Annotated in this window: 20 protein-coding genes; 7 read left to right on the plus strand and 13 right to left on the minus strand. The window is 60.1% G+C overall.

Features of this window, described 5'->3' with window-relative positions:
- Positions 1 to 60: 60 nt before the first annotated feature.
- Positions 61 to 1,308, plus strand: coding sequence for an MFS transporter (locus HPY64_01600; protein NPV65820.1), 1,248 nt, complete (start codon positions 61 to 63; stop codon positions 1,306 to 1,308).
- A 407-nt stretch (positions 1,309 to 1,715) separates the two neighbouring features.
- Here the strand turns inward: HPY64_01600 and HPY64_01605 are convergent, their stop codons facing one another.
- The 6 genes from HPY64_01605 to HPY64_01630 form a co-directional block, all read right to left on the minus strand.
- A complete protein-coding gene (locus tag HPY64_01605) occupies positions 1,716 to 4,115 on the minus strand; it encodes a PAS domain S-box protein (GenBank protein ID NPV65821.1) in 2,400 nt (799 codons plus the stop codon).
- 13 nt (positions 4,116 to 4,128) lie between these two features.
- Positions 4,129 to 6,246: a response regulator gene (locus HPY64_01610; GenBank protein ID NPV65822.1), complete on the minus strand. Its 2,118-nt coding sequence runs from the start codon at positions 6,244 to 6,246 to the stop codon at positions 4,129 to 4,131.
- Positions 6,247 to 6,262: 16 nt separating this feature from the next.
- Positions 6,263 to 7,294, minus strand: coding sequence for a SpoIIE family protein phosphatase (locus HPY64_01615; protein NPV65823.1), 1,032 nt, complete (start codon positions 7,292 to 7,294; stop codon positions 6,263 to 6,265).
- A gap of 26 nt (positions 7,295 to 7,320) precedes the next feature.
- Positions 7,321 to 7,725 (minus strand): anti-sigma regulatory factor, encoded by a 405-nt coding sequence (locus HPY64_01620; GenBank protein ID NPV65824.1) that lies wholly within the window; start codon positions 7,723 to 7,725, stop codon positions 7,321 to 7,323.
- Positions 7,706 to 8,101, minus strand: coding sequence for an STAS domain-containing protein (locus HPY64_01625; GenBank protein ID NPV65825.1), 396 nt, complete (start codon positions 8,099 to 8,101; stop codon positions 7,706 to 7,708). Before HPY64_01625 ends, HPY64_01620 begins: the two co-directional genes overlap by 20 nt.
- 116 nt (positions 8,102 to 8,217) lie before the next feature.
- Entirely contained in the window at positions 8,218 to 9,072 is an 855-nt protein-coding gene (locus HPY64_01630) for an STAS domain-containing protein (GenBank protein ID NPV65826.1), read from the minus strand.
- 170 nt (positions 9,073 to 9,242) lie between these two features.
- Between HPY64_01630 and HPY64_01635 the strand changes: the two genes are divergently transcribed.
- The 6 genes from HPY64_01635 to HPY64_01660 all read left to right on the plus strand — a co-directional run bounded on the left by HPY64_01635 (position 9,243) and on the right by HPY64_01660 (position 12,123).
- Complete coding sequence (locus tag HPY64_01635) at positions 9,243 to 9,947, plus strand: helix-turn-helix transcriptional regulator (protein ID NPV65827.1); 705 nt, start codon at positions 9,243 to 9,245, stop codon at positions 9,945 to 9,947.
- Positions 9,948 to 9,984: 37 nt separating this feature from the next.
- Positions 9,985 to 10,116, plus strand: coding sequence for a redoxin domain-containing protein (locus HPY64_01640; protein ID NPV65828.1), 132 nt, complete (start codon positions 9,985 to 9,987; stop codon positions 10,114 to 10,116).
- Between the two features lie 18 nt (positions 10,117 to 10,134).
- Positions 10,135 to 10,458, plus strand: coding sequence for a redoxin domain-containing protein (locus HPY64_01645; GenBank protein ID NPV65829.1), 324 nt, complete (start codon positions 10,135 to 10,137; stop codon positions 10,456 to 10,458).
- A 4-nt stretch (positions 10,459 to 10,462) separates the two neighbouring features.
- Entirely contained in the window at positions 10,463 to 11,053 is a 591-nt protein-coding gene (locus tag HPY64_01650; GenBank protein NPV65830.1) for a nitroreductase family deazaflavin-dependent oxidoreductase, read from the plus strand.
- Between the two features lie 28 nt (positions 11,054 to 11,081).
- Positions 11,082 to 11,621, plus strand: coding sequence for a hypothetical protein (locus HPY64_01655; protein NPV65831.1), 540 nt, complete (start codon positions 11,082 to 11,084; stop codon positions 11,619 to 11,621).
- Positions 11,622 to 11,805: 184 nt separating this feature from the next.
- On the plus strand, positions 11,806 to 12,123 hold the full coding sequence (locus tag HPY64_01660) for a hypothetical protein (protein ID NPV65832.1): 318 nt from the start codon (positions 11,806 to 11,808) through the stop codon (positions 12,121 to 12,123).
- Between the two features lie 26 nt (positions 12,124 to 12,149).
- Here the strand turns inward: HPY64_01660 and HPY64_01665 are convergent, their stop codons facing one another.
- From HPY64_01665 to HPY64_01695, 7 genes are all read right to left on the minus strand, one after another.
- On the minus strand, positions 12,150 to 12,803 hold the full coding sequence (locus tag HPY64_01665; GenBank protein NPV65833.1) for an HAD-IA family hydrolase: 654 nt from the start codon (positions 12,801 to 12,803) through the stop codon (positions 12,150 to 12,152).
- A 42-nt stretch (positions 12,804 to 12,845) separates the two neighbouring features.
- Positions 12,846 to 13,478 carry a hypothetical protein gene (locus HPY64_01670; GenBank protein ID NPV65834.1) on the minus strand — a complete coding sequence of 211 codons (633 nt, stop codon included), beginning with the start codon at positions 13,476 to 13,478 and terminating at the stop codon, positions 12,846 to 12,848.
- A 199-nt stretch (positions 13,479 to 13,677) separates the two neighbouring features.
- Positions 13,678 to 14,406, minus strand: coding sequence for an MBL fold metallo-hydrolase (locus HPY64_01675; protein ID NPV65835.1), 729 nt, complete (start codon positions 14,404 to 14,406; stop codon positions 13,678 to 13,680).
- Between the two features lie 214 nt (positions 14,407 to 14,620).
- Positions 14,621 to 15,415, minus strand: coding sequence for an ABC transporter permease subunit (locus HPY64_01680; protein ID NPV65836.1), 795 nt, complete (start codon positions 15,413 to 15,415; stop codon positions 14,621 to 14,623).
- Positions 15,412 to 16,356 carry an ABC transporter ATP-binding protein gene (locus HPY64_01685; GenBank protein NPV65837.1) on the minus strand — a complete coding sequence of 315 codons (945 nt, stop codon included), beginning with the start codon at positions 16,354 to 16,356 and terminating at the stop codon, positions 15,412 to 15,414. Before HPY64_01685 ends, HPY64_01680 begins: the two co-directional genes overlap by 4 nt.
- 118 nt (positions 16,357 to 16,474) lie before the next feature.
- Entirely contained in the window at positions 16,475 to 17,218 is a 744-nt protein-coding gene (locus HPY64_01690; GenBank protein NPV65838.1) for a hypothetical protein, read from the minus strand.
- A 12-nt stretch (positions 17,219 to 17,230) separates the two neighbouring features.
- Positions 17,231 to 19,054, minus strand: a complete 1,824-nt coding sequence (locus HPY64_01695; GenBank protein NPV65839.1) for a phospholipid carrier-dependent glycosyltransferase — start codon at positions 19,052 to 19,054, stop codon at positions 17,231 to 17,233.
- Positions 19,055 to 19,184 lie beyond the last annotated feature (130 nt).

Raw genomic sequence — 19,184 nt, forward strand, 5'->3', positions numbered from 1 at the left:
CCCCCGGCGCGCGGAGATGTTCGGCTGGCAACAGGAGCAGACTGGCACGTGATCAGGCGGTTGCGCAGGCTTGAGCGCTGGCAAAAGACGCTGTTGATCGTCTTCCTGGCGCAATTGTTTTCCGCTGTTGGCTTTTCCACCATCTTCCCATTTTTGCCCCTCTATATTGAAGAACTGGGGAGCAGCACCGGCACCAGCGTTGAGGTGCTTTCCGGGCTGGTGATCTCCTCGCAGGCGTTCACAATGATGCTGGCCGCGCCGATCTGGGGAGCGCTGGCCGACCGGCACGGGCGCAAACTGATGGTCGTCCGGGCCACGCTGGGCGGGGCGGTGGTGCTGGGCCTGATGGCTTTTGTCCGCTCCTCGGAGGAGTTGATTATCCTGAGGGCCGTGCAGGGCCTGGTCACCGGTACGGTGGCCGCCGCCAACGCGCTGGTGGCCGCGGAGGCCCCCCGCGAGCAGACCGGCTTCGCCATGGGGGTGGTGCAGGTGGGGCTGTGGAGCGGCATCTCCCTCGGCCCGCTGATCGGCGGGCTGCTGGCCGACGCCTTTGGCTACCGCGTGTCATTCCTGGTGACGGCTGTGTTGCTTCTGCTGGCCGGGTTGCTGGTGCTCTTTGGCGTGCGGGAACAGTTCGAGCCACAGGCCCGCTTTGGGCCGGATCGGATGGGCTTTGTAACGGAGTGGCGGCATGTGATGTCGATGCGAGGCGTTATCCCGACGTACATCGCCCGCTTTCTGACCGGCATCGCCCGCAACCTGATCACCCCGATCATGCCGCTGTTCATCGCCTCGCTGATGCCGGGGGAGAGCGGGGTCAGCGCCATGACCGGCCTGATCACCGGCGTCGCCTCGGCGACGGGCACGCTGGGGGCAATCGTGCTGGGGCGCGTTGGCGATCGTTACGGGCACCGTAGCGTCCTGATCGGCTCGGCGGCCGTTCTGGCGGTGCTCCATGTACCGCAAACGTTTGCCACCGCCACCTGGCAATTGCTTGTTCTGCAGGCGCTGACCGGCTTTGCCGCCGGGGGGATTGTTTCCGCGCCGAGCGCCCTGCTGGCTCAGTACACCCCGCCCGGCGAGGAAGGGGCAGTCTACGGGCTGGACAATTCCGTGCTTTCCGGGGCGCGGACGGTGTCTCCACTGGTGGGGTCGCTGTTCTCAGTAGCGCTGGGGATGCGTTCTACGTTCATGGTGACGGCGGTTCTGTTTGTGCTGGCGGCGGGGGCGGCCTATGTACAGCTCCCGCGTTACCGGCGTGTATCGCTCCCGGCGGAAGCGCCAGCCTCTTCGGCGGCAACCGACTGAGAGCCGTGCCTGCCGCGGGGCTTTCCGGGTTGGGGGCAGGATCAAGCCACGGCAGCCCAGAAGTTATCAAAGTCGTGGCTCAAGCCAAGCCACACGCAGCACGAGTATTTGCTCAACACGGGGGGGATCAGGGCATTCTCAGACCAGCCGGGCGAGTATTGTTTCCAATTGCCCATCCCTCCTCAGTGTTCCGCCAGCTTTTCGCTTTTTTGCCCCCAATCTGGAATGTCCCCTCCCCTACCGTCTGGGCGCGCGATGCTTGGCATCTCTCCAGTCGTTGGTGGCGCAAAATCCTGGCGCATAACTTTGCTGTTTTTTTTGTGGTTCAGCGACTTGGTTTAGTTCCCCGCCGCATGTTTGCTGAGTTGATTGCCGATTAAACTTACATACGGGCTTAAGAAAGTAGATCAGTGGTCAAGGGGAGTATTTGGCAAAGTAACCGTAAAGACCGTTCCTTGCCCTTTCTGGCTCTCAAACACAATCGTGCCACCATGTAAATCAACCGACTGCTTGACAATCGCCAGTCCCAGTCCGGTTCCGGATATGTCGCCGATGTCCTGGCCACGGTAAAAAGGTTCGAACAGGCGAGCCTGGTCGGTTTCTGAAATGCCAACGCCTTGATCCTGAACCCGAAAGACAACCTGCGACGGGCCGCAATCCACCGTAAGCTTGACCGAGCGCTTCCCAGGGGAGTATTTGATCGCGTTTGAAAGCAGGTTACTCAGGATGTTGCGCAGGAGATTGGCATCCAGATTGACAGACTGGCAATCCCCCTGGCTGGAAAATTCGATCGCGTGAGTTGCTGCAGTCACCAGCCGAACCTTGTCTATCACCTCCTGGCAGAAGGCAACTACATCCAACGAAGCAGGGTTGAAAACCAGCCGGCCCGATTCAAGTCGCCCAAAGATCAGGATATTATCCAGCAACTTTACCATGACATCGATCTGGTTATTGATCTCGTCGAACTTGGCCCGCTTCTGCTCAGGTGTTAGCCGGTCGGCATAACGGTCGAGCAGGCTTAACCCTACCTTGATCACAGCCAACGGATTACGCAGATCGTGAGCGGCCATCGACACATAACGCGACTTGAGTTCGCTAACCTCCATTTCGTGTTCAAGCAGCTGGCGCAGTTTAGCCTCCATTTGCTTGCGTTCAGTGATGTCCCGCATGCTGCAAACAACGCCCACAACACCATCACCCCCGATGATGGGCGAGAACACTACATCGGCATCAAAGAGAACCCGGTTTTTATATTGGATGCCAGTTTCCAGCCGCCGAGACTGGCGGGTTTCTATCACTCCAGCGAACGCTTGCTCCACTTCCTCAACATACTTTCCCTGGATCAACCCGATTAGTGGTTGCCCGAAAGCATCCCTTGCCGCATATTGAATAGTCTCCTCAAAAGCCGGGTTTACCTGCTCAATCATGCCATCCGGGCGGCACAGGATTATCATATCTTTGCTGCTGTTCAGAATCGCTTCGGTGCGTTCTTTGGCAAGGGCAAGCTGGGCGGTGCGCTCCATCACCCGCTGCTCGAGTTCTGCAACCAGTCGCGCGTTAAACATTGCCGCAGCCACCTGAGGAGCCAATGCATTCAGGTAGCGCAGAGAATCTTCCGAATAAGCATCCAACTGGTGGCTTAGAATTTGTATTACGCCGATTGCCTCACCCTCATACATTAGCGGCACGATCAGCGCCGAGCGTAGTAAACTTTTGTCTTTGGGGTTTTCAAGAGTATTCAGTAGACCTTGCTCGTAGTAATTCTGCGTGGTTTGCCGATATCTCTGATAATCCGCCAGGTATAGCGGCTCCTTTGACTGGATGACCAGGCTCTGTATCTCCTGGCCGTCTGGCTCAAGGGGAATGGGTGGGAAACAACTCACGTCAAGCGGTGTGCCGTTGTGCTGTGCGTACACGTAACGGATCAGGTTATCTGCGGGCGTGTAAGAGGAGATCGCCAGGCTATCGCATGGCATTATTTGCACAATTGCGGCATATGCCGTGTCACAGATCATCTGCAAGTCGAGGGTCTCACCAAGCTTTTTGCCTACCTCGTACAAATGGGTGATCTGCTCACTATAGCGGCGCAAGCTTTCCTCGGCCTGCTTGCGCTCAGTGATATCAGTAAGTATATGAACAAAGCCATCTAATTGCCCTGTCTCGTTCATAATGGGGTTGGTCGTGATATGCAACCAGCGCCCTCGTAGCAACTCTTCCTGTGACACAGGATTATCCAGGGAGGCGAATATGGACACTCCCAAGAGTTCTTGACAGTTCCTCCCAGTAATCTCCTCTGGCAACATACCCAGGATGGTCGGTAATGCCCGGTTAAAGTGTTGTACTCGGCCTGTTGAGTCAGTTATGCAAATGCCATTTGAGAGCGCATCAAACGTGCTTTCCCACTGTTGCGCTGCCACGCGCATGCTTTTTTCCGCCTGGGATGTGCGGAGTAGCGCATTTACATAGGCAAGCAAGACAGGCGGCTCAACCGGATGAGTCAGGTACCCGTCCGCACCACTCGATAGGCCGGTGACCTGGGAGTTGCTGTCAAGGTAAGTGGCCGAGATCATCAAGATTGGTGTATGCATTATCTCCGGATCACTTCGAATTTGTTGGCATATGTTAAACCCATTGATGTCTGGCAGATTGATATCAAGCACAATTAAATCCGGCTTGGTCCGTGCAGCCGCCAGTGCTTCCGCCCCTGTGGCGGCTTCTATCGTCTCAAATCCACCCTGGCGCAGGACTCGCCCCACTGCATACCGGCTTGGAGGGTTATCATCTACAATGAGAACTTTCTTCGCCATTTGTGGGCACATGTTAGGTCTGTCCCTTAGCAAGTAAGCCGCGGATCAAGCCGAGCAGAGTGTCACTACTTACAACCGATTTCGACAGGATCGCTTCTGCGGAAGCCCTCAACTGATAATGTTCTTCCGGATTTAATTCTTTTGAGGAATAAATAATTACCGGGATGTTCTGTGTCTTCTGATCAGACTTCAAAGCATCCAGGACTTCAAAGCCACTCATGCCCGGCATCACCAGGTCAAGGAAGATGACTTCCGGGACGAGTTCACGTGCCTGCTGCAAACCCTCAGCGCCATCGGCTGCTTCGACGATGGTGTAGTATTTGCCCACCGATTTCTTGAAGGTGTATCGCGCCACTTCGTCATTATCGATAAGCAGGATCGTCTGCTTGACTCCGATCTGGCGGAGCTTCTTTAGCAGCCACTCCTTCGATAAGGGCTTAATAGCATATTCTTGCGCTCCCAACAAAGCCGCGGCTTTTTTGCCTCCTTCAAACACAGTTGCCACAACAACAGGGATATCCCAGGTGGTTTCGTTACTCTTTAGTTCAGCCAGAAATTCCAACCCACTCTCTTCCGGCATCAGGAGGTCCAGGATAATTGCGACTGGTTGTATTGAGGCCAATATCTGCCATGCCTGTTTGAACGACTGTACGGCAACAACCTCGAACTCTGTGTTATCGAAAATGCGTTTATAATATTCAATATCTTCGGCTTCATCCTCAATCACCAGCAAAGGAAGACGCATGTTCTTAGGCTGGGACAAGTCAGCATCATTCAAGGCTGGTGGGAGAACATTCGGATAGACCAGCGGAATAGTTAAGGTGAAGGTCGATCCCTTCTTGACCACAGACTGCACGGACAGGCTACCGCCCAATAATTCGGCCAGCTGTTTTGATATGGAAAGGCCAAGCCCTGTACCTGTAGTCTGTTTGTGGAGGTGTGTATGTAGTTGGGTGTACTCTTGAAACAGCAATTCCTGATCTTCAGCGGAAATACCGATTCCCGTATCGGTGACCGAAAAGATAGCCTGTGTGCCGGTTTGATCCAGTTTGACTGAGACTCGTACCTCCCCAGATTCAGTAAATTTGTGGGCATTGGAAATGAGGTTCCTGAGAATCTGAGCAACCTTTTTTTGATCAGTGAAGAATATGGGGAAATCCACTGGCTCGTCAAACAGTAGCGCTACGTCCGGGTTGGTGAACAAAGGCTTGAATATGCCACGCAAACCACCAATAAGCTGGCTTAATTCAAACACTGTGGGATTGATCTCAAGCTTTCCCTTCTCAAGCTTGGCCAGGTCCAGGATGTTCGCGACCATGTCCAGCAATTCTTGCGCAGAACTCTGGATCAGTCTGACTTGCTGCTCCTGCTCACTGGTCAGGTCACCATCGAGTCTATCGAGAAGGATACGCGCTAACGCCACGATTGAGCTCAGGGGGGTGCGGATTTCGTGGCTCATGATTGAAAGATAGCGGGATTTTTGCGCGTTTGCAGCGCGTAACTGTTGGGCCTGTTCCTCAAGCTCGGCATACAATGCCATCACGCCTTGATTGGTTTCGCTTAACTCTTGATTAAGCTGGCTCAGCTGGATCTGGCGCTGGTGCAGGTCCTCAAGTATATTAGTGAGTTCCTCATTTTGTTGCCTGATCTCTTCTAGCGCGGTCTGCGGCGTACGCTGAGCCAGATCGGCGACAAGACTCGCTATTTGAGGCGGGGTAACAAAAGGCCCCGTCAAAGTTTTTTCCAGAGATAGAACTGTGCCTTCGCGGGGGGGGAACTCAACAGTCAGCCGATCCACTAGGCGCCGCGCACTGGTAACGCCGGCGCTCACTTCGGGGGCTAAAGGTTCCGCAAAAACGGTCTGCAGGTTGGAATGACCATTGCTCTTGTCGTTGATAGTAATGAGAAACGTTTGCGAAGAACCCTGGTTTTTTAACAGAAACGCTACTTCGCCTCTCTTTAGGACCCCAAATATGACACGCACGATTTCCGATACCGCAGTCGCAATACGCACCTGATCTTGCGTGTCAAAACCTAACCGGCCCGCAATAGTTCTGGCTAGCGAACGCGCTTTGACAATATCTTCCTCAAAACGCAAACTCATGACAAAAATCGGTATCTGGGTTTTCATCGTTGACTCTCACCAATTACCTGGCGGGCAGGCGGCCAACCCATATGGTTAAGTCGTCAGTACCGCGTGCGTAATCGTAATAGATCCGTCCAGCAATCAACGATGGATGTCTATGGAACAACCCCGGGTAACGCCCTATGTTCCAGTGCCTGGTTATTCCATCAGAATGCAACACCAACAGCTCGCCTGGCGAATAAGGGTAAGTGAATTCTATCGCTTTTCGAATCGTGTGACCAACAGTGCCGGATAGCGAAACCAGCCCGCGCTGGCCCTCTGCAAAAACAATAGCCCCTGAAATATTGCCCACCCCCACATAATGGATGACTTGCCTGGCATAATCAATTTCTGCCACCGCCAGGGAGACCCCGCGGGTATGAGTCAGGCCTGTATGAAGCGTCTCAACCAACCTTGCGAGAGTCAGGTCTGGATTTGCAAGAAAGATTCGGATGGTCTCAGTAGCCGCTGTTTCTGCCAGGGGGCCGTGCCCCAGGCCGTCGACGACCAGCACCCGACTTAAGTCGAGTGTGTGCCAGGTTGCCCAACCATCACCATTGTGTGTTTCGGTCGACAGTGGCAGACACACCGCCCCAAATTCCAATGGGGTTAACACCGAATACTTGCTTGGTGGTTCCCCCCATAGCCGGGCGAGTATAGCGGTGCCAAGTTGCGGCATCGAGTAAATATCAAACTGGGTAGCAAGCCGGGATACTGCACCCAAGCCGGTCCCTGCGCTGCCGGACGTAGAATAGCCATCCTCCAGGCACATGGAGACGTTACTCATGCCCGGACCTTTATCTAACGAACGAATTTCGAGGCCGTTTCTCCCGCCTTGTTTCAAGGCTTTCAACAACAACACGCCGCCTGGGCTGTATTTGGCTAGATTGGAAGCAAGTTCCGTAACAGCGATAGCCGTCTTGCCCGCCAAGACTTCATCAAACCCAAGCGAGGCTGCAAGTTTTACCGACCGACGACGCGCATCGCCGATCTGCGCATGGTCGGTAATTGGTATAACAATATCCTGTGATAAACTGCTGGTTGTATATAGCACTTTTAATCTACCGAATGGTTGCCCTGTCACACCCACATAGTAATCGTCACACGTGTACCCTGGCCTACCACAGACACGATCTCAAACTCGTGGACCAGCCTCTTGGCGCCACCCAGGCCCAGACCCAACCCGTTTCCAGTAGAGTAACCATCCTGCATAGCCAGATCGATGTTTGGGATTCCTGGACCTTGATCTTCAAATACCAACCGAATACCCCGGTTATTGGGATTAGAGACGAGCTCAATTTGCATCGTCCCGCCGCCCCCATGAACGTAAGTATTACGCGCCAGTTCGCTGACCGCCGTCACGAGTTTTGTCTGGTTAGTCAGACCAATACCAAGCTCCTGTGCGTAGGTACGCACTATACGCCGGGCATGCACGATATCCTCTTCCGATGCAATTGGGACCCTTTTATTCTCTAGCGGAGTCATCAGAAGATTCTCCTGCTAGAGATCCTCTTATCTTTCTGAGAAGTTGTTCCCCTTTTTCAGCATTTAGCGCAGTATGGACTCCATGGAACGACAGCCCCAGCTCCACCAACGTGATGGCCACGGCGGGTTGCATTCCAACCAGCACCGTCTCCGCATCCATTATCCGTGCCATTTCCGCACTATTGGCGATCACACGAGCCGTGAAGGAATCCACCAAGTCTAGCGCCGAAATGTCGATCAACACCCCGTGAGCGCCAGTCTCCGCGATAAGACGCATGAGATCATCCTGAAGGGTCATTACCAGACGATCATGCAATTCAAACTGAATCGTGACAAGAAGTAAGTCTCCCATCTTCAGAATTGGGATGCGATCCATCCAATACTCTCCGTGCGCGAATGGCCCTCTGGCCATTCAACGCGATTTGAACCACCGGTTGAACAGCAGAAACTCAGGTTGCGAATAAAATTTGCTCCTAAGCATCCAAACTTGGATCATTGGATGGTGAGACCTAGTTCCTTGAGGGCCAGAGCCAAGGCTCCAGCCAGGGTGGCCTTGGTGCGTATCCCTGTAAACTCAGCTCCAAGTTGGACAATGGTTTGGGCAATCTGAGGCCGAACCCCACTGATGATACAATCGGCTCCCATCAGGCGCGCGGCTGCCACCGTTTTGAGCAAATGCTGGGCTACCAGCGTGTCAACCGTCGGAACCCCAGTGATATCAATGATGGCGATATCAGAACTGGTATTGACGATCTCCTGAAGAAGGCTTTCCATAACTATCTGGGTACGTGCGCTGTCAAGCGTCCCCACCAGCGGAACAGCCAGAATACCCTTCCAGACTTGAATAACCGGGGTAGAGAGTTCGATCAGATCCTCGTGCTGGTGAGCGATAATCTGTTCCCGACTCTCGATGAAAATTTCAGTTGTGTACAACCCCAGTTTGTCTAGCAGGGCAGTAACTGTCCGGATTTCGTCCAGCAAGTTCTGCAAATTCTCTCCGGCCATTTCCAGGCTCATGAGTGAGAACAACGGTTGTTTCAACGACAGGATAAAGGTGGCGGTTTCAGAAGGCGAAAAGCCCAACGAGGCCCTGCTGCTCGAAATCCTACCCAACAGGTCGCGGACGTTTTTCCATGCAGGTGCGGTAATGTCAGTGATATTCCCTCCCTGGACCGCCTGTTGTATGGCATCCAGAAATTCGCGTGACTGGGCGCGCAATTCGGCGTCACTGAGCAGCTCCGGGCGAAGTATCCCGGCGGCACGTTGTTCCTTTAGCCAATCTTCCAAAAGATCGGCTTCATGATTTCTAAGTATTCCAGCAAGTCGAGTTCCTTTAGCTGCACTCATTACAACCTCCTCTAGAGCGTGCATTATATGGCTGTAACTCAGGCTTCAATTATCGCTTGTTTTTTACATGTCGCAACAGTCGTGTCCCCTACTGTCGCGTTCCATTAGCCATGCCCGGCCCGGTCGGGGTATACTAAAAGCAGAATGGCGGTGTGGAACGGATGGCCAGCATGACCGACGCTGAACTGGTCCTCCTGAGCCTGGTAGCGGAAGGCCCCCGGCTCGACTACGACATCCAGCAATTGATCGAAACTCGCCGTGTGCGCGACTGGGCAGCGATCGGCTTTTCTTCCGTGTTTTACCTGCTCAACAAGCTGGAGGAAGAGGGCCTGTTAACCAGCCGTCTGGAGCCAGTTGGGCGCGGTCCGGCCCGTCGCAGCTACACGCTGACCGATGCCGGGCGCGGTGTGCTGCAAACCGCTATCGCGGATCGCCTGAGCACACCCCACGATCACGGCGATGGTTTCCTGCTGGGGCTGGCTAACCTGCACCTCCTGCGACCGGAGCAGGTGCGTCACGCGCTGGACACCTACGAGTCCCGCCTGCGGACGCGTATTGCTGACCTCAACCGTCTGCGGGCGGAGCAGGCCGCCGACCCGGTGGAACGCCCGCTTTATGTCCTGGCGCTGTTCGACTACGGCCTGCACATGGCCCTGGCCGAACTGGAATGGCTGACCGAATTCCGTCAGGCCTGGGAGGCGCAGACTCCGCCCGCGCCGCCAAAACCGCCGCGCTTTCGCACACCGATCTTCCGTGGTACACCTACCCCTCCTTCCTCGCCAACGGAAGAGTTGCCCCGCTCCTCAGAAGGAAACGGAAACAACGGCGCGGCGGAACCAGACTCCGGCCCGACGGAGCCGCAGACCGGACGGTAGTCAACATCTTTTACAGTGCTCAACAAAGGAGCCGATCATGCCTCGAGTGGCGATCGACACCCCCGCCCCGGATTTCACGCTGACAGACTACCGGGGCCAGACTGTCACGCTGTCCACATTCCGCGGGCGCAAGCATGTCTTCCTGGTCTTCAACCGTGGCTTTACATGACCATTCTGCCGCGCGCACATGGCGCAGTTGCGCCAAGACTATGACCAGTTTGTGGCCCGCGACGCTGAGATCTTCGTGATCGGGCCAGAAGACCGCGACGCCTTCGCCCGCTACTTTGCCGATAACCAGTTGCCGTTTATCGGCCTGCCCGATCCCGATCACCGGGTACTCAAGCTGTACGGCCAGGAGGTCAACCTGTTCAAGCTGGGCCGCATGCCCGCCCAGGTGCTGGTAGACCGCCAGGGTATCGCCCGCTATGTCCACTACGGGCACGGCATGCAGGACATCCCTTCCAATGCCGAGTTGCTGGCCCTGCTTGCCGAACTGGCGGAAAAGGTGTAAGGCGGTGCAGAGGCGGGGATCACCGACGCGTGCAACCGGCTTGCTGGCGTATCCGGCAGCGGCCTGGCACCGGGCGCTGTTCAAGGCCCCGCTGCTGTTGTGGCGGCTGGGCTTTGGTCCGTGGCTGGGGCATGCCCTGCTGGTGCTCACCTACACCGGGCGACGCAGCGGTCTGCCGCGCCGGGCGGTGATCGAGTACCGCGAGCTGGGCGAGCGCAAGTACGTGATCTGCGCCTTTGGCCAGCGCGCCGACTGGCTCCGCAGCATCCAGGCTGATCCCTGTGTGACCATCCAGACTGCCGATGGCGCGGAGGCGGCGCTGGCCCGCCGTGTCACCGATGACGAGGAACTGCTGGCGGTGTACGCCCTGCTGCAGCAGCGCATCCCGTTCCTGCTGGAGCGGTATCTGCGCGCGCGGGGCGTTCCCAATACACCGGAAGGTGTGCTGCAACACCGCGACCGCATCGACATTGTGGCCTTCGAGCCGACCGATGCTCCGGCCCCGCCGCCGCTGGCTGCTGACCTGATCTGGGTATGGGGGATGGCGGCCGTCATTGCCGGGCTACGCTGGCTGCGTCGCCGCCGGCCTGCCTGATGCGCCTTTCTGCCGGGTGAAGTCTGTGATGCGACCTGCCGGAAAGACCTTCCTCTTGCTTGGCCTGTTCCTCCTGGCGGCAATGGGCTGCGGGCTGCTGGCGCCGACCGCGCCGCCGCCTGCTACCGCCACACCGCGCGTAGCTAACCCTTCTCCCACGCCGGAAGATGTCAGCGCGGGGGAGATCGCCCGCGTGATAACCGTCATCGACGGCGACACCATCGACGTGCTGATCGATGGCGAGCGCTACCGGGTGCGTTACATCGGCGTCGATACACCGGAACGCGATGAGGTCTGTTACGCGGAGGCTACCGCGGCTAACGCTGCCTGGGTGGAGGGGCGGACGGTGCGGCTGGTGCGCGATGTCAGCGAAACTGACCGCTACGGTCGCCTGTTACGCTATGTCTACGCGGATGGGGTTTTTGTCAACGAGGCACTGGTCCGCGATGGCTGGGCCAGGGCGGTCTCCTTTCCGCCGGATACGGCTTACGCCCGTCATTTCTTTGCCCTGGAAGATCAGGCCCGCGCTGCCCGCCGCGGTTGCCATCCCACTGGCGTCTTTGGCTGAGCCAGCCGCCCGCTGGCTGCCTTCGGAATAGGGTTTTCAGGCGGTGATTTTTGCCGTATGCTAGGAAAAACCTACAGAGTACGCTTCCCCAGGCCTGTGACCGGGTGTCGGCGGAAGGCTCCTGATGGGTTGGCCGCAGCCAGGCAGGGAGACCCCGCCATGAGCAGCGAGCAGAGGTGTGGTTATGCCTGATTACGACCAGTGGGATTACCTTTTTGTGCAGGTTTGCCCGGCGCGTACCTTCACTACCACCAGCTGGCGGGCGTTTGCCGTCAACGATGAGCCGCTGCCTAACTGGGAGCGCGGCATGGAGTGGCAGGAATACTTCCAGCAGCTTGGCGACCAGGGCTGGGAACTGGTCACCTTTGAGGAGCACTTCCTCACCAACCCGGTGCTGGGCGGCAAGCTGGCCATCTTCAAGCGCCGTCGTCCCCGCGAGTTGAGACTCAAGCGCCTGGCGGCTGACGAAACCGGCCAGACTCCACCGCCGATCAGGCGGTGAGCCGCCCCCCTGTTGGTGCAGGGCGCTCAGGCGGTGAACAGGATCGCTGCCAGTTCAGCGTAGCTGCTGATCGTGTAGTCGGGCACGACCGCCGGCGGCAACGGGCCGCCGGGGAATTCCGGCGAAGCGAAGTAGCACGTCTTTATCCCGGCGCGTTGCCCGGCCTCTATGTCCAGGTCGCGGTCGCCGATGGCCAGCGCCTGCTCCGGCGAGATGCCGTTGCGGGTCAGCAGGGTCAAAAAGCCGCCGGGATCGGGTTTGCGCGCGCCGCCCTCGTCGACCGTCAGCGTGTCGGCGAACAGAGCGGTCATCCCGTGATATGTCAGGAAGCGATCCAGCGACGCGCGTTCGCGGTGGGTGAAGATCAGATTGCATCCGCCCGCTGCGATCATCCGGTGGCACAGGTCGATCACGCCGGGGAAAGGCGGGCATAGCTCCGGCGGGACGCCCTCCGGACGCAGGCGGGCATATGTCGCCTGGATGACTGCCGGGTCCAGGCTATGCTCTGCCGCCAGGGTCTCCAGGCAATCATTGAAGGTAACAGCCAGCAGACGGGCTACGCGCTGTGCATCAACGGTCACACCATGCTCGGCAAAGGCGGCCACAACCCCGGCCCGGATGGCGGGGTAGGTATCAAACAGGGTGCCGTCCATATCCCAGATCAGGGCGGAAAAGCGCATGTTCGGGCGCTCCTCAGGCGTGCAAACGGGCGTCGCGCCCGCCTATGATACCACGTCACCCGGCCCGAAGAGGAAGGTTTCCAGCGCGGTATGGGTGGGAAACACAGAGAAATCGCCCGCCGCTTCCGGCGTCCTGACCAGGCAAGCCGCCAGTCCCAGCGCACGGGCCAGCTCGGCGTCGCGCCGCCGCCCGCTGATGACCAGCGCCGTGCCCGGTGGTAGGCTGCAGGCCGCCACCAATAGAGCCAGGGCGGGCTGGTCCGCCCCGCCACTGTCGTCGGCCAGCCAGCCGGTGAACAGATCAGTCAGGCCATAGGCCGCCAGGGAACGTTCCATGTCGCGGGTATGGCGGAAGCTGAAGGCATAGTTGCGCCCGCCTGCTTCGACCGCGCGGCGGCAGAGGTCCACCGCGCCGGGGAACGGCGGCTGATCGCGCAACAGGATCGCGCGGTAGCGGGCTTCCCAGCCACCCTGTAGCGCCTGCCGCGGGACGCCAAAGCGAGCCGCCGCCGCGCTGATCAGGGCGCTGTCCACCGTTGCCAGCAGGTCGTCCAGCTCACCCCCGGTGATGGTCGCGCCGCAATCAGCCAGCGCTGCACCCAGCGCCCGCCGGATCGCGCCGGTCGTGTTGAACAGGGCGCCGTCCAGCTGCCACAGCAGGTACGGGTAGCGCATCGCTCACCTCGCTATTGATGGTCGGGGTTGGCCCGGCCGGCCAGCCGGCTTGTTATTTCAATCGTGCGCAGAGTTTGCCGCTGCTGCCAGCCCTAAATATTGGGGGGCGCTCCGCCAAAAAAGACCACTGTCTGTGCGGACAGTGGCCCGGTGGTTCTCCGCGCTCTTTGTTTGCAGCGCGTCTAGTCTGGTTTCCCGGTCAATAAGCGCGTTGGCTGGCGTAGTCAGTGCTCCCAACGCGACGCCTGGCCTCGGCAATGGCTCGCTCCATCGCGGGAACAGGGTTTTCCAGCGCAGGGCCGTGCCCCACTACCAGCCGCGCGGGTTGTAGAGCGCACAGGGCTTCGGCGCTGCGGATGGCCAGCGGCTTGTGCCAGGTCGCCAGGGCCGGGAAGGGGAAGAGCAGGCGCAATGTGCCGCCAGTGGAGATGCCCGCTTTGGTGCTGAAGGCGTCGCCGGCGATCAGCGTCCCGTCGCGACGGTCGAAGAAGGCCACGTGGCCGGGAGTGTGACCGGGGCTGGCGATGACTTCCAGGGAGCCGATAACATCCCCGGCGCTGAAGAGGTGGGTCGGGCGGGTGGTGCAGAGTGGATAGCCGCCGCGCAGGGGCACCTGCGGCTCATCCGGGTCCAGGCTGCGATCGCCAGTCAGGAAGCGAGCATCGCGTGCCGAGATCGCCACTTCAGCCTCCGGCAGCAGAGCGTGCAGGGCATCCAGCGAACCCACATGATCAACGTGGGCATGGGTCAGCAGAATGCGCCGGATGGGCAGGCCATGTTGATCCGCCGCCCGGATGATGGCCCCTGCGGAGCCGCCGAGGCCTGTATCGACCAGGGTAAAGCCATCGGCTTCCCGCACCAGGAAGCAATTGAAGGCCGTGTAGCGGGTGAGCTGAAGCAGGTAATTGCCGTGAGAAGTGACGCGCATGAGGAGTTCCTTTCCGGGGGAGCGTCTTGACTGGCACAGCCCCTCTGAGTCTGTACCCGGTCTCGCATCGACAAGCCTGAGGCACAGTCATTTTAAGATAAAAAAGACAAGTAAAATCATATATTGTCTGCTACAGGAAGTCAACTGTGAGGCCCGATGGCAACAAAAAGGGCCGCTGCTCTCCCGAACAGCGGCCCTGTACCGCCCCGGCTGGCTACTTCCAGCGCGTCAGGATGGTCTCCCGGTCAAACAGGCGCACGGCCAGCGCCAGCAGCGCCAGATCGACCACCAGCAGGATAGCCGCCATGCCCAGCGCCAGGGCGCTGCTGACTGTGATCACGCCCGCCACCTGGCCCAGAATCAGGGCTATCACCGGGATGATCACGACCATACCCAGTTGTTCCGCCGCGCGCGGGTCGTTGACCCGGCTGCTGACCATCAGGCCGACCGTCGTCGCCAGAATCGTCAGCAGCGGCGCGATCAGGCCCAGGTTCAGCAGGAAGGTCTCGCTGAGCAGGATGCTGCGCACCGCTGCACTGGGCACAACGAAGTATAACAGCAGGGCGTATAACAGACCGCTCAGCCAGGCCGTCGCCACGCCGGGCGCGGCAGCGGCCAGCGCCTTGCCCGCCAAGAGCTGGGCCGTGCTGATCGGCGTCGCCAGCAGCGGTTCCAGGCTATGCTCGCGCTTTTCCCCGACGATGCTGTAGGTGGCGATCGTCATCGGGATCGCCAGCGGCAGGATCAGGAAGAACAGGTTGAACTGCTGCCCGACAAACGCCTGTATGGCTTCCTGTGGCTCCAGGCTGGCGTAAGGTTCGACCTCCATGAGTTGCGGTGGGACTTCGTCCTGCATGCCGCTGATCAGGCTGGGGTTGGCCCCCAACCCCAGGACAATCGCCGGCAGAAGCACCATGATCAATGGCATGAAGATGACGATGTACAGCACGTAGCGGTTGCGGAAGACATCCGCCCATTCCTTTTTGATCAGGGTGATAACCTTGTTCATCGCTGCGCCCCCCCTACGCCCTCGTTCAGGGCTGCGCCGTTGTGCACCAGTTGCAGGTAAACGTCCTCCAGGCTGGCCAGCGCCGGCTGGACGTACTGAATCTGCGCCCCTGCACCAACCAGGGCCGCTACCAGCGCCGGGTTATCGCGCTCCGGATCGGCCACGTCGACGAGCAGAGCGCCGTCGGCCAGCCGCGCCCCCCGGACAAAAGGCAGCCCTGCTACCGCCTGGCGCAGCGCGTCTGTCAGGTTGGCGATCTGCAGCCGCACATGCTGGCCGAAGAGCCGCGCCCGCAACGCGGCAGGCGTATCCAGGGCGAGCAGGTGGCCGCGCATCACACCGATGCGGTCGCATAGCCGTTCGGCTTCGTCCAGGTTGTGGGTGGTCAGGAAGATCGTGCGGCCCTCGCTCTTGAGTTCCTCGATGAACTCGCGCACAGTGCGGGCCGCCGCCGGGTCCAGGCCGGCCGTCGGTTCATCCAGGAAGACGGTGCGCGGCTCGTGGATCAGGGCGCGGGCGATGGCCAGCTTCTGCTTCATACCTTTGGAGAAGCTGCCAACCGGTTCGCGTCGCCGTTCCCACAGGCCCAGGATGGTCAGGTACTTCTGCACGGCGGCTTCTGGCCGTTCTACCTCGTACAGGTCGGCATAGATGCGCAGGTTGGTTTCCGCGCTCAGGCGGTCGTACATGCCGGGCGTTTCGGTCAGCACGCCGACGGTACGGCGCACGTCCATGGGCTGGAGGCGTACGTCATAACCGTTGACGGTAGCCGTCCCGGAAGTCGGGGCGATCAGGGCGCTGAGCATGCGGACGGTGGTCGTTTTGCCCGCGCCGTTCGGCCCCAGGAAGCCAAAGACCTCTCCGCTGGGAATCTCCAGCGTGAGGGCGTCCACGGCGAGGTTCTCGCCGAAGCGCCGGGTGAGTCGATCGGTGGTGATCATGGTCGTTCCCCCTCGAAATGCGATTCGTGGCCGGACAGCGGCAGCAGGCCGCGCCTTTGACCGGGGTAATGCTATCAAATTTGAGAACGTTTGGAACCCCCAATTATGCGGGGGAGGATCAACGGCGACAGCGCCAGACGATCACGGCGCCTCCCGCGCCCAGCAACGCCCACCATACCGCCCCCGCTGCCGCGCCGAGCGGCCCGAACAGGGCTGCGCCGCTGACGGCTACCGCCACCCACAGCAACCCGCCGAAAAACCACCCGACCTGCCCACTCAGGAACATCCCGCCGACCAGCGCGGCGGCAGCCAGTCCGTGCAGAATCCGCCCCAGTGCTCCGACCGCTTCCAGCAGCGGCTGGTCGGGCGGTGTGGCGAAGTAGATGTCCAGCGCCGCCTGACGAGCGGCAGTTTCCGCCGGGGAAAGCCGCCAATCTTCCGGCGGCGTCCCGGCCAGTTGCAGGTTGGCGGCAAGCACCAGCGCGGCCAGGGCGGCCCGCATGGCGATCCCCGCCCCCCCATAGCCGACACCGATCATCAGCACCTGCGGGGTCGTCCGCGCGTTGCGCGCCAGCCAGGCAAAGGCCGCCGTCAGCAGCAGGGCCGCCGCCAGGCCAGAAGCGAAGCCGCTGACTCCGGCGAAAACCGGGAGGGTGAAGGCATCCGGCACAGCGGCCAGAGCGAAGATCACACTGCTCTGCAGCGGCGCCGCCAGCAGTTCCATGATCAGCCCGGCGATCGCGCCCGGCAGGATCAGCGCCCAGGAGATGCCCCACCGCCGCCGGATCAGGATGGCCAGCAGCAGGGGCGCCAATAGCCCGGCCAGGACTTGCGCCAGCGTGGCGACGATCATCGGTAACATTCACCTGCTCCACTACGGCCACTCGAACGTCCCAACCGTATACCAGGGCTCGCCCTGGGTGGTCGGGATTTTGACTCCATCCGCCCAGTAGTACGTCTGTACGCCGATGCTGTATACGCCCGGCGGCAGGTCAGCCGGCTGGAGTGGGTGCGGATCGTAGATCAGGTCGCCCGGCAACCAGGTGGTGGTGGGCCGTGTCCCCCGCGCCGGGAAGGTGTCATCCTGGGCAATCAGCCGCCCGCTGCTATCCAGCGCAAAGGCCGATGTGGTGTAGTCGCGGTCGACCGGCGCGCCAACCGACCACCACAGGTCAACCCGTCCGGCCTCCGGGTAGACCTCCGCCCGGCGCAGGATGAGGCCCGATTCATAGACGGCCAGCGGTTCCCCCTCCAGCCGGCGGTCGTAGCGGTGAACGTTGAGGGCGTTGCCCACGTGGTCGGTAGTCAGGGCGAAGCTCCGCTGGAAGCCATGCTGCTCCAGCTGGTTGAAGATGTCGTGATTCTCACCCCAGGCCACCACCCAGATCGTCTGCCGGACCGGGGCAGCCAGGAAAGCAGTCAGTTCGTTGTGGTACATAGCCGGGTCGGTCGCCTCCCGCCACATCCGCAGGGAGCGCACGCTCTCCGGCGGCAGGGCGCGCTCCAGGTAGTAGCCGACGCTGTAATCGTCGTTGTGGACCTCCAGGAGGACTGGCTCGCCGGGCCGCGCGTAGGCCAGTACGTTGGCGGCCACGCGATCCCAGGGCGGCTTGGGCCAGTAGAAATCGACCGTGGTCACACTGTAAACCAGCAGGACGGCCAGCAGCAGGCCCCGTCCCGGCTGGTGCAGGTTGCCCAGGCCGCGCGCCGTCAGCAGGACGATGGCCGGGGTCGCCAGGATCGCCCAGCGCGGCGAGAAGAATGGGCGGAACAGCCCGATCAGGCCGATGATGGCGAAGGGCAGCGCCGCCCAGCCCAGTAGCAGGAAGCCGTTCCCATCCGGTCGCCAGTGCAGACGTGGCGCACCATCGGCGCCATAGGTCACGGCGGCCAGTCCCAGCAGCATCAGGCCGATGATGAGCGGCCATTGTTGGGTGAAATACAGGTGCAACATCTCTGTCCATGCGGTGGCGCTCAGCGGCTCTGGCAGGAACAGCAGGTTGGGCGTCAACACCTGATCCAGGAAGCCGGTGAAGAACCAGGGCAGGAAGGTCACGCCTGCCGCTGCCAGTGAGCCGAGAGCCTGCTGGCGCTCCCGTCCGCGCAGGTAAAGCAGGGCGTGCAGCCCTTCCGCTACCAGCAGCAGCCCGCCCAGATAGAATGTGTACAGGTTGGCGCTATTGGCTGCGATCCAGGCTATCCGGCGTCCCCGCGTCGGCCTCGTCACCCAGCGGGCATAGGCCAGGACGCTGATCACCAGGATCAGCTTGTGGAAGGCATAGTTGCGCACTTCCTGGGCCATCGCAATGTCGGGGTCGGAAAGGGCGAAGAGCAGCGCAGCCAGCAGCGCGATCTGACGGCGGGGCAACACCGCACCCGCCGGGGCCATCCGCCGGGCCAGCAGGTAGACCAGCGGCACGGTCAGCACGCTGCACAGCGCGGAAAAGTAGCGCATGGCCAGCAGCGAGTCGCCAGTGACGGCCATCCACCCGCCCAGAGTGTAGTAATACAGCGGTGGGTGCATATCGTCCAGCGCCGCACCCAACGGACCAAGGCGGGTCATCACGTAGTGGGTGTAACCCTCGTCCAGCCATATACCCTGTTGCATCAGGTGATAGAGGCGGGCGAAGGCCGCCAGCAGCAGGACGGCAACCAGCAGTGCCAGACGTCTGTTTAAGCGATCGATCTGGAGGGTCATCGGTTATCCCCTGAGGTGTCCGCAAGGCAAGCCTAACGCTTTCTGGCCTGGAGCGCCAGCAGGGGGTGATATAGTCGACGCAAGGGTGGCCGGCGAGCGGACTTATGCTGCGCTGCCTCAGCGTCACGCT

The organism is Anaerolineae bacterium, assembly GCA_013178165.1.
Classification (GTDB): domain Bacteria; phylum Chloroflexota; class Anaerolineae; order Aggregatilineales; family Ch27; genus Ch27.

Coding starts and splice junctions, on each gene's coding strand:
- HPY64_01605 (NPV65821.1), bottom strand. CDS start 4,115: ATGGCGAAGAAAGTTCTCATTGTAGATGATAACCCTCCAAGCCGGTAT.
- HPY64_01610 (NPV65822.1), bottom strand. CDS start 6,246: ATGAAAACCCAGATACCGATTTTTGTCATGAGTTTGCGTTTTGAGGAA.
- HPY64_01620 (NPV65824.1), bottom strand. CDS start 7,725: ATGACTCCGCTAGAGAATAAAAGGGTCCCAATTGCATCGGAAGAGGAT.
- HPY64_01625 (NPV65825.1), bottom strand. CDS start 8,101: ATGGATCGCATCCCAATTCTGAAGATGGGAGACTTACTTCTTGTCACG.
- HPY64_01630 (NPV65826.1), bottom strand. CDS start 9,072: ATGAGTGCAGCTAAAGGAACTCGACTTGCTGGAATACTTAGAAATCAT.
- HPY64_01635 (NPV65827.1), top strand. CDS start 9,243: ATGACCGACGCTGAACTGGTCCTCCTGAGCCTGGTAGCGGAAGGCCCC.
- HPY64_01640 (NPV65828.1), top strand. CDS start 9,985: ATGCCTCGAGTGGCGATCGACACCCCCGCCCCGGATTTCACGCTGACA.
- HPY64_01645 (NPV65829.1), top strand. CDS start 10,135: ATGGCGCAGTTGCGCCAAGACTATGACCAGTTTGTGGCCCGCGACGCT.
- HPY64_01655 (NPV65831.1), top strand. CDS start 11,082: ATGCGACCTGCCGGAAAGACCTTCCTCTTGCTTGGCCTGTTCCTCCTG.
- HPY64_01660 (NPV65832.1), top strand. CDS start 11,806: ATGCCTGATTACGACCAGTGGGATTACCTTTTTGTGCAGGTTTGCCCG.
- HPY64_01665 (NPV65833.1), bottom strand. CDS start 12,803: ATGCGCTTTTCCGCCCTGATCTGGGATATGGACGGCACCCTGTTTGAT.
- HPY64_01670 (NPV65834.1), bottom strand. CDS start 13,478: ATGCGCTACCCGTACCTGCTGTGGCAGCTGGACGGCGCCCTGTTCAAC.
- HPY64_01675 (NPV65835.1), bottom strand. CDS start 14,406: ATGCGCGTCACTTCTCACGGCAATTACCTGCTTCAGCTCACCCGCTAC.
- HPY64_01680 (NPV65836.1), bottom strand. CDS start 15,415: ATGAACAAGGTTATCACCCTGATCAAAAAGGAATGGGCGGATGTCTTC.
- HPY64_01685 (NPV65837.1), bottom strand. CDS start 16,356: ATGATCACCACCGATCGACTCACCCGGCGCTTCGGCGAGAACCTCGCC.
- HPY64_01690 (NPV65838.1), bottom strand. CDS start 17,218: ATGTTACCGATGATCGTCGCCACGCTGGCGCAAGTCCTGGCCGGGCTA.
- HPY64_01695 (NPV65839.1), bottom strand. CDS start 19,054: ATGACCCTCCAGATCGATCGCTTAAACAGACGTCTGGCACTGCTGGTT.